Source organism: Streptomyces sp. NPDC041068 (genome assembly GCF_040647455.1).
GTDB lineage: Bacteria > Actinomycetota > Actinomycetes > Streptomycetales > Streptomycetaceae > Streptomyces.
In genome coordinates this window covers 56,542-70,276 of the sequence record NZ_JBEZCG010000029.1, presented here as the reverse complement: position 1 = coordinate 70,276, position 13,735 = coordinate 56,542, and the positions used below count along the sequence as shown (strand labels likewise).

Sequence of the window (13,735 nt, the reverse complement as noted above, 5' to 3'; positions counted from 1 at the left end):
CTCATGGTGTTGCTGTGCCACGCCGGCGCCTCCGGGCGTCTATGAGCATCTCCTGTACGTTCCGCAGGGGCTGGCCTTCCGGGTCCACCGAGTGGCGGGTCCAGTTGCCGTCCGCGCCCAGGTGCCAGGAGGCGGTGGTGTCCGACATGCCGGTCTCCAGGAGCCGGCTGAGGGCCGCCCGGTGCGCCGGGTCCTGGACCCTGACCAGCGCCTCGATGCGGCGGTCGAGATTGCGGTGCATCATGTCGGCGCTGCCGATCCACACCTCCGGTTCGCCGCCGTTGCCGAAGGCGAAGACGCGGGAGTGCTCCAGGAAGCGGCCGAGTACGGAGCGTACGCGGATGTTCTCCGACAGACCCGCCACACCGGGGCGCACCGCGCAGATGCCGCGCACCCACACGTCCACCTCGACGCCCGCCTGCGACGCGCGGTACAGCGCGTCGACGACCGCCTCGTCGACCATCGAGTTGACCTTGATGCGGACGTAGGCGGGGCGGCCCGCCCTGTGGTGCTGCATCTCCTTGTTGATGCGGGAGACGAGGCCGTCGCGCAGGGACTTGGGGGCCACGAGCAGGCGGCGGTAGGTCTCCCGGCGGGAGTAGCCGGAGAGGCGGTTGAAGAGGTCGGAGAGGTCCGCGCCGACCTCCGGGTTGGAGGTGAGCAGGCCGAGGTCCTCGTAGAGGCGGGCGGTCTTGGGGTGGTAGTTCCCGGTGCCCACGTGCGAATAGCGGACCAGGGCGTCGCCCTCCTGGCGTACGACGAGGGAGAGCTTGCAGTGGGTCTTCAGACCGACGAGGCCGTAGACCACGTGGCAGCCGGACTCCTCCAGCTTCCTCGCCCACTTGATGTTGGCCTGCTCGTCGAAGCGGGCCTTGATCTCGACGAGGACGAGGACCTGCTTGCCGGACTCCGCGGCGTCGATCAGCGCGTCCACTATCGGGGAGTCGCCCGAGGTGCGGTACAGCGTCTGCTTGATGGCGAGGACGTCCGGGTCGGCGGCGGCCTGCTCCAGGAACGCCTGCACGGAGGTGGAGAACGAGTCGTACGGGTGGTGCAGGAGTACGTCGCGTTCGCGAAGGGCAGCGAAGATGTCGGGCGCGGACGCCGACTCGACCTCGGCGAGGTCGCGGTGGGTGCCCGCCACGAACTTGGGGTACTTCAGCTCCGGCCGGTCCAGCTTGGCGATGCTGAAGAGGCCGGTGAGGTCGAGCGGTCCCGGCAGCGGGTACACCTCGGACTCGCTTATCTTCAGCTCGCGCACCAGCAGGCCGAGGATGTTCGGGTCGATGGACTCCTCGACCTCCAGGCGCACGGGCGGGCCGAAGCGGCGCCGCATGAGCTCCTTCTCCAGGGCCTGGAGGAGGTTCTCGGCGTCGTCCTCCTCGACCTCCAGGTCCTCGTTCCTGGTGAGCCGGAACATGTGGTGCTCCTGGATCTCCATGCCGGGGAAGAGCTCCTGGAGGTGCGCGGGCGCGGCGATGACGTCCTCTATGGGGACGTACCGCTGTGGGGAGGCCTCCAGGAAGCGGGAGAGCAGGGGCGGGACCTTCACACGTGCGAAGTGCTGATGTCCTGAGACCGGGTTGCGCACGACCACGGCGAGGTTGAGCGAGAGCCCCGAGATGTACGGGAAGGGGTGCGCGGGGTCCACGGCCAGCGGCGTCAGGACGGGGAAGATCTGCTGCCGGAAGAGCGTGAAGAGCCGGGACTGCTCCTTCTCGGTCAGCTCGTGCCAGCGCACCAGGTGGATGCCCTCGTCGGCGAGGCCGGGGGCGACGTCGTCCTGGTAGCAGGCGGCGTGCCGGGCCATGAGCTCGCGGGAGCGGTTCCAGATGAGTTCGAGGACCTCGCGGGGCTGCAGGCCGGAGGCCGAGCGGGTGGCGACGCCGGTCGCGATGCGGCGCTTGAGGCCGGCGACGCGGACCATGAAGAACTCGTCCAGGTTCGAGGCGAAGATCGCCAGGAAATTCGCCCGTTCGAGGAGGGGGGTGTGCGGGTCCTCGGCGAGCTCCAGGACCCGTTCGTTGAAGGCGAGCCAGCTGCGCTCCCGGTCCAGGAAGCGGCCCTGTGGCAGTTCGGCGCCGTCGTGTCCGACCTGGGCGTCCTCGTCGTACGCGTCGAGATCGGCGTCGATGTCGGGGTCGAGGTCGGAGACGGTGGCCGCGATGGTGTGCGGCCGGTGCGCGGCGATGGAACCCACGGAAGGCTGGGCGTGCTGGACCGGTCCCTGCGTGTTCGGCTGGCTCATGGAGCCATTCTTCCGCGCGGGCACGCCGATGGGCGCGTCGGAGAGCGCGGGAGCGAGAACGATCTTCCCGTTCTTCGGGGAGGCGCTCCCGTTCGCCGGGGACGGGTCGGGCACGGCGGGCTGCATTGAGCGAGCTTCGCAAGGCTGTCTGAATCACCGGTTACGGCGACATGACGTGCGGGACATCGGACGGAGGCTCCCGGGCGTCTACAGCGGGGAGCCTCCGGCCGATCGCAGGGTTCAGGCCGATCGTACGGTTCAGGCCACGCGGCGGCGCAAGAGGCGGAAGGCGGCGTACGTCGCCGCGGCCGCGAGGGCCAGCACGATCCCGGTCTCGATCAACTGGACGTACCAGAAGTGGGATCGGGGGTGGAAGTCCGCGTACGCACTGACGACCTTGGTGTCGGTGGGGCAGGAGTAGCCGGAGATCGGCTCGGGGAGGCACTGGCCCGGGTAGAAGCGGTCGCCCGCGGCGTTGGCGACGCCCTGGTCCATGACGAAGGAGTCCATCGGCCACATGGTGCCCCAGGGCGAGTCCGCGGTCGCGGGCCGGCTGCGCGTGAGCGTGGGCACCAGGTGCCAGCGCGTGCTGCTGAGCACGAGCAGCACGAGCCCGGTGACGACGCCGGTGGCGGCCATGGCGAGCAGCGTCCGGCGTACGAGGAGTCCGGCGAGCGTGCCGACGGCCACGGCGAGAAGGGCGTACGCGACGAGGGCGGGACCGGTCGTCTCGTAGACGCCGCGGTCGGCCCAGTGGAGGTTCCAGTGAGTGCCGACCATCTCGGAGGCGCCGAGCTGGAAGACCGCCATGAGGGCGAGCGTGCCGCCCACGGCGAACGCGGCGGCCGTGGTCACCTTCGTGGCCAGCCAGCGTGTGGGGGAGACCGACTGGGTCCAGGAGAGCTTGTACACCCCGGACTCCATCTCGCGCCCGATCATCGGGCCCGCGACGAAGACGCCGATGAGCAGGGGCACAAGGAGCAGGGCCACGGCACCGTTCGACATGCTGATGTTGAGCAGGTCGCGTGCGCTGGTGAAGCCGAGGAACGTTTCGCAGGTGCCGTGGGAGGAGCAGGCGCCCTTCGGTTCGGGGTAGGCGTCGGCGGCCCAGCGCAGCCAGCCGGTGTAGGCCAGTGCCACGACGACGAGGGCGCCGCCGGTCAGCAGGGCGGTGCGGTGCAGGCGGAGTTCCGCCCAGCGGGGACCGTGCAGGGTGGGCAGGCTCATGCCGTCACTCCCTTCGCGGGGCGGGCCGTCGAGCCCGGCGTCAGGAGCGCCGGTACGTCGGGTGAGCGGAGATGGGCCAGCAACAGCTCCTCCAGGGAGGGTTCCTGGACCTCCCAGCCCTCGCCGACCGGGACTTCGGTGCGGATCAGGGCGGTCAGGCCGCGGCCCGTGGCGCGAGACTCCACGACCGTGTGCACGGCCAGGTCGGCGAGGGGCCGCCTGGCGGTCACCAGGGCGTGCGCGGCGACGAGGTCGTCGATCCCGCCCCCGAGCCGGATGCCGCCCTCCGACACGAGGAGCAAGTGGTCGCAGGCGTCCGCCAGTTCGCTCACGATGTGCGAGGACATGACCACCGTCGTGCCGTGCTCGGCGGCCTCCGCCATCAGCGTGCCCATGAGCTGGTGCCTGGCGAGCGGGTCGAGGTCGGCCATCGGCTCGTCCAGGAGCAGGAGTTCGGCCCGCTTGCCGAGCGCGAGGGCGAGCGCGACACGGGTGCGCTGGCCGCCGGAGAGCGTACGGATGCGGGCGTTCGGCTCGAGCCCGCCGCCGCTCGCGACCCGCTCGGCCGCCCCCATGTCCCAGATTCCCGCGTTGAGTTCGGCCCCGAGCCGCAGGGTCTCCGCGATGGTCAGCTGCGGATGGAGCGGCTTGTCCTGGGCGACGTACGCGACACGGGTACGGGCCTCTGCGGGGCTGACGCCGAGGACGGTGAGCCTGCCCGAAGTGGGCCGGTCGAGGCCGGCCGCGAGGGCGAGCAGGGTCGACTTGCCCGCGCCGTTCGGGCCGACGACGGCGCAGACGCGCCCGGTGGGCAGGCGGAACGCGCAGTCGCGCAGGGCGTAGCGGTCCCGCCCGAAGCGTTTGGTCAGTGCGGTCGCCTCTATGGCGGTGTCGGTCATGCCAAGTCCCCCCTGGAACCTTGCTCATGGATCTGCAACTCGGTGAACTGCTCTTCCAGTACGGCCGTGAACAGCGCCGCCACGTCGTCCTTCTCCAGCCCCGCCTGCCGGGCCCGCGTGGCCCACTCGACGAGCTCCCCCCGCAGCGGCGAGTCGGCCGGTGCGCCGCCGAGCGTCCGGCGGACGAACGTGCCGAGGCCGCGGCGGGCCTCGACCAGGCCTTCGCGCTCCAGCTCGCGGTAGGCCTTCAGCACCGTGTTCGGGTTGATGGCCGTGGCCTCGACGACCTCGCGGGCCGTGGGCAGCTTGTCGCCGGGCTCCAACAGGCCGAGGCGCAGGGCCTGTCGGGTCTGCTGGACGATCTGGAGATAGGTGGCGACGCCGCTGCGCCGGTCGATGCGGTACTCGACCATCGCCTTGCACCACCCTTTCACTAATTGAGTAGTGAAAGGGTGGTGCAAGGGTGGGTGTGCAGTCAAGGGGGAGTTGTGTGGGGGGTTTCGAGGAGCGGCCGGAACCGGTTTCGGGGAGGACTCGGCGATCTTGTAATCTCTGCCGCTCAGCATTGACGTGAACACGTACGAAATACGGGGGACTTGCCTTGTCCATGTCTCAGCAGCGCCGTCGGCCGAACCTGCCGCAGGGCGGTGGCGGCGGGGCCTTCAACGGCCTCTCGCCCCTGATGAAGGTGGCGGTCCTGGTCATCGCGGCGGTCATCGCCGGTGTCTGGATGTACACGAGCCGCGGCAACACCACGGGACCCGACAGCGAGACGGCCAAGCAGCCCGCCTCCGCCCAGGTCGGTGACTGCGTCCAGAACAAGGGGTCCGAGGGCAGCCCCGACATGGAGGTCATCGACTGCGGTGACGCCAAGGCCGAGTACAAGGTCGCGAGCATGCACGAGACCGAGTGCGAGCCCGGTCAGTCCCGCTACGAGCAGACGCGGCGGGGCCGGGTGCAGTTCTCCATGTGCCTGACCGAGGTCGCGGCCAAGTAGGTCACCACACCCGGAGCCGCCCCGCTCGGGACTCCGCGCGGTACGTCACGAATCTGTGCGGTACGTCAGGACTCCGTGCGGTACATCAGGACTCCGTGCGGTACGTCAGGACTCCGTGCGGTACATCAGGTCCGTCTCGTGGGTGACGAAGCCGAGGCGTTCGTAGACACTCATGGCCGCCTTGTTGTCCGCGTCCACGTACAGCATCGCGGTCGGCAGGCCCGCCCGCGCGAGGTGGCGCAGGCCGATCGTGGTCAGGGCCTTGCCGAGGCCGCCGCCCTGGGCGCCGGGGCGCACGCCGACCACGTACACCTCGCCGAGCCGCTCCTGCTCGTGCACCTTCGTCCAGTGGAAGCCGACCAGCTCGCCGTCGCTCTCGCGCTCGGCGAGGAAGAAGCCCGCCGGGTCGAACCACGGCTCCGCCTTGCGGTCGTCCAGGTCGCGCTGGGTGAGGGAGCCCTGCTCGGGGTGGTGCGCGAAGGCCTCGGCGTTCACCGCGAGCCACGCCGCGTCGTCCTGCCCGGGGACGAAGGCACGTACGGAAACACCCTCGGGCAGCGTCGGCTCGGGCAGGTCCAGGTCCGCCAACGGGCGCCGCATCTGGCGCAGTTCACGGAAGAGGGCGAGGCCGAGCACCTGCGCGAGGTGCCGTGCGGAGGAGTGCCCGCCGTGCGCCCACACCCGCAGGCGGCGGCCCGACTCGCCGAGGAGCGCCGTGCCCAGCGCCCTGCCGTGCCCGCGGCCGCGGTGCGCGGGGTGCACGACGAGCTCGGCCGCGGGTGCCTCCACCGGGTCGGTGTCCTCCAGCTGCGCATACCCGACGAGATGGTCGTCGACGCTCAGGAGCAGGTGCCGCACCCCCTCCCGCGCGCCGCCCTTCAGCTGCAGCCTGCCCTGCTCGGAGACCGCCTGCCGGCCGTCCGAGCGGGCGGCCTCGGCGAGCAGTCCGAGTACGGCGTCGGCCTGCGCCGGGGTGAGCGCGGCGAGGGTCTCGATCTTCCGAAGGGGAGCGGGAGCGGGCTGGTCGTCAGTCATGGGATCGAGAGTACGGGCTCTGCTTCGCTTCCCGCCTCGTCCGCCCAACGGCAACCAGGATGTAACCGGCAACCCTCTATTGCGCTACGCGCGTTGAACTTAGGCTGCCCGACGGCCCCAGTCGTCTCACACCACCCCCGGGGGAACACTTGTCCGCCGTACAGAAGCAACAAAGGCCCAGGCGCCGAACCACCCGCGTCCTCGCCGTGGCGGCCGGGCTCGCCACCGTCGGCGCCCTCGTCGCCGCGCTGCCCGCCAGTGCCGGGCAGGACCACGCGGCCGCGGGCAAGGGCGGCAAGAAGCGCACGGTGGACGTGCAGTTGCTGTCCTTCAACGACTTCCACGGCAATCTGCAGCCGCCCGCGGGTTCCTCGGGTCAGGTCACGGAGAAGCAGGCCGACGGCACGGAGAAGAAGATCGACGCCGGCGGCGTCGAGTACCTCGCCACGTCCCTGCGCACCGCCCGCAAGGCCCACCCCTACAGCGTCACGGCCGCCGCGGGCGACCTCATCGGCGCCAGCCCGCTGCTCTCCGGCCTCTTCCACGACGAGCCCACCGTCGAGGCGATGAACAAGCTCGACCTGGACGTCACCAGCGTCGGCAACCACGAGTTCGACGAGGGCGCCAAGGAACTGGCCCGCATCCAGAACGGCGGCTGCCACCCCAAGGACGGCTGCTTCGAGAAGGACAAGAGCGGCAAGGGCAAGAAGTTCAAGGGCGCGGACTATCCGTACCTCGCCGCGAACGTCACCGACGAGAAGACCGGCAAGCCCGTCCTCAAGCCCTACTGGGTGTGGAAGCACAAGGGCGTGAAGATCGGCTTCATCGGCGTCACGCTCGAAGGCACCCCGGACATCGTCTCCGCCGACGGCGTCAAGGGCCTGAAGTTCCACGACGAGATCGAGACCGTCAACAAGTACGCGAAGATCCTCGACGAGCAGGGCGTGAAGTCGATCGTCACGCTCATCCACGAGGGCGGCGTGCCGAAGAGCCAGACGTACAACTACGACTGCGACTCCCCGGGCGCGGGCGACGGCATCTCGGGGCCGATCACCGCCATCGCCAAGGGCATCACGCCGAAGGTCGACGCGCTCGTCACCGGCCACACCCACAACGCGTACGTCTGCACGATCCCGGACCCGGCGGGCAAGCCGCGCATGGTGACCTCGGCGTCCTCCTACGGGAAGCTCTACACGGACACCACGCTCACGTACGACCGCAGGACCAAGGACATCGTGCGCACCAGCGTGAAGTCCGCGAACCACGTCGTCAGCCGCGAGCAGGCCAAGGCGCCCGACATGACCTCGCTCATCTCGCGCTGGGACAAGCTGGCCGCGCCCGTCGCCAACAAGCCCGTCGGCTACATCTCCGCGGACATCCCGGGGCGCGGCGCCGGTGTCCCCGAGTCCCCGCTCGGCGACCTCGTCGCGGACGCGCAGCTCGCGCACGCCAAGTCCCTCGACCCGGAAGCCGATCTGGCCCTGATGAACCCCGGCGGCATCCGCTCCGACATCGTGTACAAGGCGAGCGGCGGCGAGGGCGACGGCGTGGTCACCTACGGCGAGGCGTTCACCGTGCAGCCCTTCAGCAACACGGTCAACCTCGTCGACCTGACCGGAGCGCAGCTCGTCACCGGTCTGAAGCAGCAGGTCAGCGGTCCGAACGAGGCCTCGCCGAAGATCCTGCAGATCTCGGACGGTCTGACGTACACGCTGGACATGACCAAGACGGGCGCGGACCGTGTCGTCGCCGACTCCATCAAGCTGAACGGCAAGGCGATCGACCCGGCGGCCACCTACCGCGTCGCGATGAACTCCTTCCTCGCGGGCGGCGGCGACGGCTTCCCCGAGCTCGGAAAGGGCACGAAGCCGCTCGTCGGCAGCGACGACCTGAAGGCGTTCAACGACTACCTGACCGCCAACTCCTCGGCGGACAAGCCGATTGCGCCGCCGAAGGCGGACCGCATCACGATCGTGAAGTAGACGATGCGTTGAGTAAGCGATGCGTTAAGTAAGTGGCCGAAAGCGGTGCTTACCGGGAGTAAGGCTTGGGGTGGGGTGTGAACGTATGGTGAGATCGCTCGATGCGTTCCCCCCACCGCATAGCCACGCATCCTCCGGATGCGCCTATTGACGACGACCGCGACGACCAGCCCAAGTACACCAATCCGTACGAAGAGCTCGGCGAGCTCGCACCCAATCCGCTGGAGGAGTTCCTCCACGAGGAGAAGGACGAGGACCCGGGCGAGGCCCCTTGGACGCCGCCCAACCACCGCCGCGGCAGCCGCCGCCGCAACCGCTTCGCGGGCCTGCCGCTCGCCGCGAAAGCCGTCGTCGCCGTCCTCGTCGCCACCGCCTTCCTCGCCCTCGGCGACCGCTGGGCGCTCCTGTACGCCGAGCACGAGGCCGCGGACAAGCTCAAGGACCAGATGAACCTGAGCGCGGCACCCGAGGTCGACATCGAGGGGTTCCCCTTCCTCACCCAGGTCCTCGACAAGCGCCTGGACAAGGTGAAGGTGACCGTCCCTGACGTCGCGGCCGACCGTGTCTCGCTCGCCAAGGTCTCCGCGACCGCCACGGACGTCACGATCGAGGGCGACGGGCCCACCTCCATCAAGGGCGCCACCATCGGCGGGATGGACGGCGAGGTGCTGCTCTCCTTCGAGGACCTCAACCGCGAACTGGGCGCGTCCCAGGTCACGTTCACCGGACACGGCCGCGACCAGGTCCTCGCGCGCGGCACGCTGCCCGTCGCGGGCCACGACCTGAAGGTGCGCGCCGACGCCCGCATCCAGCGCAACGGCGACCGCGGCATCTCCACCGACATCGGCGGCATGAGCCTGCAGCTCGGCGATCTGGCGACCTACCGCCCGGGGGCGCGGAAGTCGGAAGGGCTGCACCTGTCGAAGAGCTCCGCCGACCGCGTGGCCAAGGAGACCGCCAAGGCGAAGGCACTCCTTTCCGTGCCGGCGATCGTCGAGCGGCTCGGCATCCCCGAGTCCGTGGTCCGCGGCGCCCTGGAGAGCGACGCCAAGCTCAACGAACTCACCGGCTCGCCGCGCTTCGTGAACGACGTGATGGGCCTCAACCTCATCGACGTCGCGATGGGCCACCCCTGGCTGCTCAAGAAGCTCGGCCTCGACCCCGCCCTCCTCAAGGGCCTCTCCCAGCTCACCCGCCCCGTCCTCGCCGACCGCCTGACCCTCGCCTTCCAGCTGCCGAAGCTGCCGGGGGCCGGGACGGTGGCGCTGCGGGACGTGACGGTGGAGAAGGAGGGCATCCGGGTGCGGCTCGCGGGGTCGGGGATCGGCTTCGGCCGCTAGACGGGACGGCCCTCTTCCAGGGCCAGGTGTGCGCCCCGGAAGCCCGCCCGCAGCCGCCGGTCGTGGCTGACGACCACCAGCGTGCCCTCGTAGTGGGCCAGAGCCGCCTCCAGGTCCTCCACGAGGGCGGGGGAGAGGTGGTTCGTCGGCTCGTCGAGGAGCAGCAGGTCGAGCGGGCGCGAGACCAGCAGGGCCAGTTCGAGGCGGCGCCGCTGGCCCACGGACAGGGAGCGCACCGGCAGTCGGAGGTCCGCCTCGCGGAAGAGCCCGAGGGCGAGGAGCTCCTCGACCCGCTCCTCTCCGTAGAAGGAGAGCACCGAACACCCCTCCTGCCACAGGGAGTTGTCCTGCCGCAGGAAGCCGACCCGCGCGGGGCGCCGCATCTCACCGCTCTCCGCGGCCAGTTCACCGGCGAGCAGCCGCAGCAGCGTCGACTTGCCCGCGCCGTTCGGCCCGGTGACCAGCAGCCGCTCGCCCGCGCCGATCCGCAACGTCCCCTCGACCGCGAGACGCCCCGGCACGCGCACGTCGGTCAGTTCCACCGCGCCCGCGGCCTCGCCCTCGACCCGCGCGGTGAAGCGCAGGGGCCGTGGGGGCGGGGCGACGGGGTTCTCGGTGAGGCGCTGCAGCCGCTCCCGCGCGTTGCGGATCCGGCCCATCGCGCCGTGCGCCCGTGACCTCGCGCGGAAGGCGCCCGCACCGCTGAACGCGGCCGGTGCCTTGCGGGGGATCGCGGAGAGCAGCCCGATGTTGGCATCGGCCAGCGCGGAGTGCCTGGCCACCTCGGCGCGCCACTCCTCGTACTCCCGCTCGTGGCGGGCCCGTTCGGCAGCCTTGGCGGTCAGATAGCCGGCGTAGCCGTTGCCGTAGCGACGTACGGAACGTGTGTCACCGTCCACCTCCAGGATCGTCGTCGTGACGCGGTCGAGGAACGCGCGGTCGTGGGTGACCGCGAGCACGGTGCCGCGGTGCGCGCGCAGGTGGTCCTCCAGCCAGCGCACGGCCTCGTCGTCGAGGTCGTTCGTCGGCTCGTCCAGGAGCAGCAGCTCGGGCGAGGAGGCGAGGGTCCCCGCGAGCATCAGGCGGGAGCGCTGCCCGCCGGAGAGCGTGGCCAGCGGCCGTGCGCGGTCCAGCGGCGCGTGCTCGCCGAGGTGGCGCAGGGCGACCTCGACGCGGCGGTCGGCGTCGTGCCCGCCGCGCGCGTCGAACTCGGCGACCAGAGCGGCGTATTGCTCGTACGCCGCTTCGTCCGCGCCCTCCAGTGACGACTCGGCGACCCCGATCCGCCGGGCCAGGGACCGCAGTTCGGCGAGGGCCGTGTCGATCGCGTCGCCGACCGTCGCCGTGTCCGGCAGGTCGAGGGTCTGGGCGAGGTGCCCGATGCCGCCGGGGGCGGCGACGGTGAGCGTGCCGTTGTCCGGCGGCTCCGCTCCGGCGACGATCCGCAGCAGGGTGGACTTCCCGGAGCCGTTGTCCCCGATGACGCCCACCTTCTCGCCGGGGCGGACGGCGAGGGAGACGCGGTCGAGGACGACGCGGTCCTCGTAGCGCTTGGTGACGTCGGTGAGGGCGAGCTGGGAGACGGCGGTGGCGGCGGGGGTGGCGGCTGCGGTGGTGGCGGTGACTGGGTACAAGTACGTCCTCTTCGGTCGACGGCATGGGCGGTCCTGCGAGGCGAGACGGTTCGTCTCGTTGAAATGAACGTACCTCATGGTGGAGCGGCACGCAAGACGTACCGTCTCGTTTGTTCGCGGGCCCCTCAGGAAAGCGGAGTCTCCGGCGGCGGAGTCGCCGCCCCCGGCAGCCGCACCGTCGCCACCGTGCCGCCGCCGTCGGCCGCCCCCAGCGCCACCTCGCCGCCCGACTGCCGCACCGTGCGGGCCACGATCGACAGGCCGAGCCCGGAGCCCGGCAGGCTCCGCGCGGAGGGCGAGCGCCAGAACCGGTCGAAGACGTGCGGGAGATCCTCGGCGGGGATGCCGGGCCCGTGGTCGCGCACCGTCAGCTCGCCGTCCTTGAGGGCGACCTCGATGGCGGAGCCGGACGGCCCGAACTTCACCGCGTTGTCGAGGATGTTGACCACGGCGCGCTCCAGGGCGGCCGGTTCCGCGCGGACGTACCAGGGCGAGAGGTCCGCGGTGAACGTCAGCTCCGGGCCGCGCAGCCTGGCCCGCTCCAGGGCCGTGTCCACGACGTCGTGCAGGGCGATCACCTGCACCTTGCCGCTGCCCTGGCCCGCGTCGGGGCGTGACAGCTCCTGCAAGTCGCCGATCAGCGCGGCCAGTTCGGTCATCTGCGCCTTGACCGAGGCGAGCAGCGCCCTGCGGTCGTCGGGCGGGATGGCGCGGCCGGTGTCCTCGCTGCGGGCAAGGAGCTCGATGTTCGTGCGCAGGGAGGTGAGCGGCGTGCGCAGCTCGTGGCCCGCGTCGGCGATCAGCTGCTGCTGGAGGTCGCGGGACGAGGCCAGCGAGGCGGTCATGGAGTTGAAGGACTCCGAGAGCCGGGCGATCTCGTCGTCGCCGTCCACGGGGATGCGCAGGTTCAAGTCCTCCGTACGGGCGACGTGTTCGACGGCCTCGGTGAGCTGGTCCACGGGCCTGAGCCCGGTGCGGGCCACCCAGAGCCCGGCGGCACCGGCACCGAGGACGCCGATGCCGGCGACGACGGAGAGGACGATGGCGAGGTTGTTGAGGGTGTCGTCGACCTCGTTGAGGGGGCGGGCCAGGGAGATCGCGAGGCCGGGGCGGCCGTCCAGCGGGTACGTCAGGACGCGGTACTTGTCGCCGTTGGACGCAGTGGCGTTGTGGAACGCGTGCGTGGCGTTGCCCCGCGCGACGTCCGTGTCGGCCGACACGACCTCGAGGGACTGCTTTCCGACGATGACGCAGTGCCCGCCGCTCGCGTCGACGACCTGAACGGTCGACTTGAAGATGTCGGGGTTGTCGGCGCCGCCCCTGATGATCGTCTGCGCGCACTGTCCGTCCGGTTCGATGAAGGCGGACACCTTGGCCGGGGACACCTTGGCCTCGCTCAACGCGTCGTCCAGCGAACTGATCAACACGTTCCGTACGACGAACCAGCACGCCACCGCGCTCGCGGCCACCGCGAACCCGACGGCCACCGTGACCAGCAACGCCAAGCGCGAGCGCAACGGCAGCGCACGATAACGCCGCACCACCCTGTTCACTCGCCGCCCCGCAGCACGTACCCCACGCCCCGCACCGTGTGCACGAGCCGCGGTTCGCCGCCCGCCTCCGTCTTGCGGCGCAGGTACATCACGTAGACGTCGAGGGAGTTGGAGGACGGCTCGAAGTCGAAGCCCCAGACCGCCTTGAGGATCTGCTCGCGGGTGAGGACCTGGCGCGGATGCGCGAGGAACATCTCGAGGAGGGTGAACTCGGTGCGGGTCAGCTCGACCGTGCGCGGCCCCCGCGTCACCTCGCGCGTCGCGAGGTCCATCCGCAGGTCGGCGAAGGAGAGGACGTCGCCCTCCTCGGCCTGCCCGGCCGCCGCCGCGTACGAACTGCGGCGCAGCAGCGCGCGGATGCGGGCGAAGAGCTCGTCCAGCTCGAAGGGCTTGACCAGGTAGTCGTCGGCGCCCGCGTCGAGTCCCGTGACGCGGTCGCCGACGGTGTCGCGCGCGGTCAGCATCAGGATCGGCGTGGTCGATCCGGTGGCGCGGAGCCTGCGCGCGGCGGTGAGGCCGTCCATGCGGGGCATCTGGATGTCGAGGACGACGAGGTCGGGGTGGTACGCGGCGGCCTTCTCCAGCGCGTCGGCGCCGTCGACCGCGACCTCGGTGCCGTACCCCTCGAAGGCGAGGCTGCGTTGCAGCGCCTCCCGCACGGCGGGTTCGTCGTCCACGATCAGGATGCGCAGCTGCTCGCGGTCACCGGTGCGGTCGCCTTCGGCGGGGCTCATGGGCTTCGGACTTCCTCGGGTCAGGGGGCGGAACGGGGCCGGTATCAGCCTCGCACGCGGGGGCGGCCGGGGAGCCCCGGCCGACG

At 70.9% G+C, this 13,735-nt stretch carries 11 protein-coding genes; 3 read left to right on the top strand and 8 right to left on the bottom strand.

Features of this window, described 5'->3' with window-relative positions:
- Window position 1: 1 nt before the first annotated feature.
- The 4 genes from AB0B50_RS41945 to AB0B50_RS41930 all read right to left on the bottom strand — a co-directional run bounded on the left by AB0B50_RS41945 (window position 2) and on the right by AB0B50_RS41930 (window position 4,787).
- Complete coding sequence (locus AB0B50_RS41945) at window positions 2–2,248, bottom strand: RNA degradosome polyphosphate kinase (protein WP_362342466.1); 2,247 nt, start codon at window positions 2,246–2,248, stop codon at window positions 2–4.
- Window positions 2,249–2,506: 258 nt separating this feature from the next.
- Window positions 2,507–3,475 carry an ABC transporter permease gene (locus AB0B50_RS41940; RefSeq protein ID WP_362342463.1) on the bottom strand — a complete coding sequence of 323 codons (969 nt, stop codon included), beginning with the start codon at window positions 3,473–3,475 and terminating at the stop codon, window positions 2,507–2,509.
- Window positions 3,472–4,374, bottom strand: coding sequence for an ABC transporter ATP-binding protein (locus AB0B50_RS41935; protein WP_362342460.1), 903 nt, complete (start codon window positions 4,372–4,374; stop codon window positions 3,472–3,474). Before AB0B50_RS41935 ends, AB0B50_RS41940 begins: the two co-directional genes overlap by 4 nt.
- On the bottom strand, window positions 4,371–4,787 hold the full coding sequence (locus tag AB0B50_RS41930) for a GntR family transcriptional regulator (protein WP_362342457.1): 417 nt from the start codon (window positions 4,785–4,787) through the stop codon (window positions 4,371–4,373). The genes AB0B50_RS41935 and AB0B50_RS41930 overlap by 4 nt, the downstream gene beginning before the upstream one ends.
- A gap of 194 nt (window positions 4,788–4,981) precedes the next feature.
- On the opposite strand from AB0B50_RS41930, the gene AB0B50_RS41925 reads away from it, so the two are divergent.
- Window positions 4,982–5,371 (top strand): hypothetical protein, encoded by a 390-nt coding sequence (locus tag AB0B50_RS41925; protein WP_362342455.1) that lies wholly within the window; start codon window positions 4,982–4,984, stop codon window positions 5,369–5,371.
- A gap of 105 nt (window positions 5,372–5,476) precedes the next feature.
- On the opposite strand, the gene mshD is transcribed toward AB0B50_RS41925, so the two are convergent.
- Complete coding sequence (mshD, locus tag AB0B50_RS41920) at window positions 5,477–6,406, bottom strand: mycothiol synthase (RefSeq protein WP_362342452.1); 930 nt, start codon at window positions 6,404–6,406, stop codon at window positions 5,477–5,479.
- A 149-nt stretch (window positions 6,407–6,555) separates the two neighbouring features.
- Here mshD and AB0B50_RS41915 point away from each other — a divergent pair, with 149 nt between their 5' ends.
- The gene (locus AB0B50_RS41915; RefSeq protein WP_362342449.1) at window positions 6,556–8,388 is read left to right on the top strand and encodes a bifunctional metallophosphatase/5'-nucleotidase; all 1,833 of its coding nucleotides are present in this window, start codon (window positions 6,556–6,558) and stop codon (window positions 8,386–8,388) included.
- 101 nt (window positions 8,389–8,489) lie between these two features.
- Window positions 8,490–9,728 (top strand): DUF2993 domain-containing protein, encoded by a 1,239-nt coding sequence (locus tag AB0B50_RS41910; protein ID WP_362342446.1) that lies wholly within the window; start codon window positions 8,490–8,492, stop codon window positions 9,726–9,728.
- Here the strand turns inward: AB0B50_RS41910 and abc-f are convergent.
- The 3 genes from abc-f to AB0B50_RS41895 form a co-directional block, all read right to left on the bottom strand.
- A complete protein-coding gene (gene abc-f, locus AB0B50_RS41905; protein WP_362342443.1) occupies window positions 9,725–11,362 on the bottom strand; it encodes a ribosomal protection-like ABC-F family protein in 1,638 nt (545 codons plus the stop codon). The two genes, AB0B50_RS41910 and abc-f, sit on opposite strands and share 4 nt — an antisense overlap.
- 125 nt (window positions 11,363–11,487) lie before the next feature.
- Window positions 11,488–12,915 (bottom strand): HAMP domain-containing sensor histidine kinase, encoded by a 1,428-nt coding sequence (locus AB0B50_RS41900; RefSeq protein ID WP_362342440.1) that lies wholly within the window; start codon window positions 12,913–12,915, stop codon window positions 11,488–11,490.
- The gene (locus AB0B50_RS41895) at window positions 12,912–13,649 is read right to left on the bottom strand and encodes a response regulator transcription factor (RefSeq protein ID WP_362342437.1); all 738 of its coding nucleotides are present in this window, start codon (window positions 13,647–13,649) and stop codon (window positions 12,912–12,914) included. Before AB0B50_RS41895 ends, AB0B50_RS41900 begins: the two co-directional genes overlap by 4 nt.
- Between the last annotated feature and the right edge of the window lie 86 nt (window positions 13,650–13,735).

What these genes read in the sequence shown, in the direction of transcription:
- AB0B50_RS41940 (WP_362342463.1), bottom strand. Translation starts at nt 3,475, where the DNA reads ATGAGCCTGCCCACCCTGCACGGTCCCCGCTGGGCGGAACTCCGCCTG.
- AB0B50_RS41935 (WP_362342460.1), bottom strand. Translation starts at nt 4,374, where the DNA reads ATGACCGACACCGCCATAGAGGCGACCGCACTGACCAAACGCTTCGGG.
- AB0B50_RS41930 (WP_362342457.1), bottom strand. Translation starts at nt 4,787, where the DNA reads ATGGTCGAGTACCGCATCGACCGGCGCAGCGGCGTCGCCACCTATCTC.
- AB0B50_RS41910 (WP_362342446.1), top strand. Translation starts at nt 8,490, where the DNA reads ATGCGTTCCCCCCACCGCATAGCCACGCATCCTCCGGATGCGCCTATT.
- AB0B50_RS41895 (WP_362342437.1), bottom strand. Translation starts at nt 13,649, where the DNA reads ATGAGCCCCGCCGAAGGCGACCGCACCGGTGACCGCGAGCAGCTGCGC.
- mshD (WP_362342452.1), bottom strand. Translation starts at nt 6,406, where the DNA reads ATGACTGACGACCAGCCCGCTCCCGCTCCCCTTCGGAAGATCGAGACC.
- AB0B50_RS41925 (WP_362342455.1), top strand. Translation starts at nt 4,982, where the DNA reads ATGTCTCAGCAGCGCCGTCGGCCGAACCTGCCGCAGGGCGGTGGCGGC.
- AB0B50_RS41945 (WP_362342466.1), bottom strand. Translation starts at nt 2,248, where the DNA reads ATGAGCCAGCCGAACACGCAGGGACCGGTCCAGCACGCCCAGCCTTCC.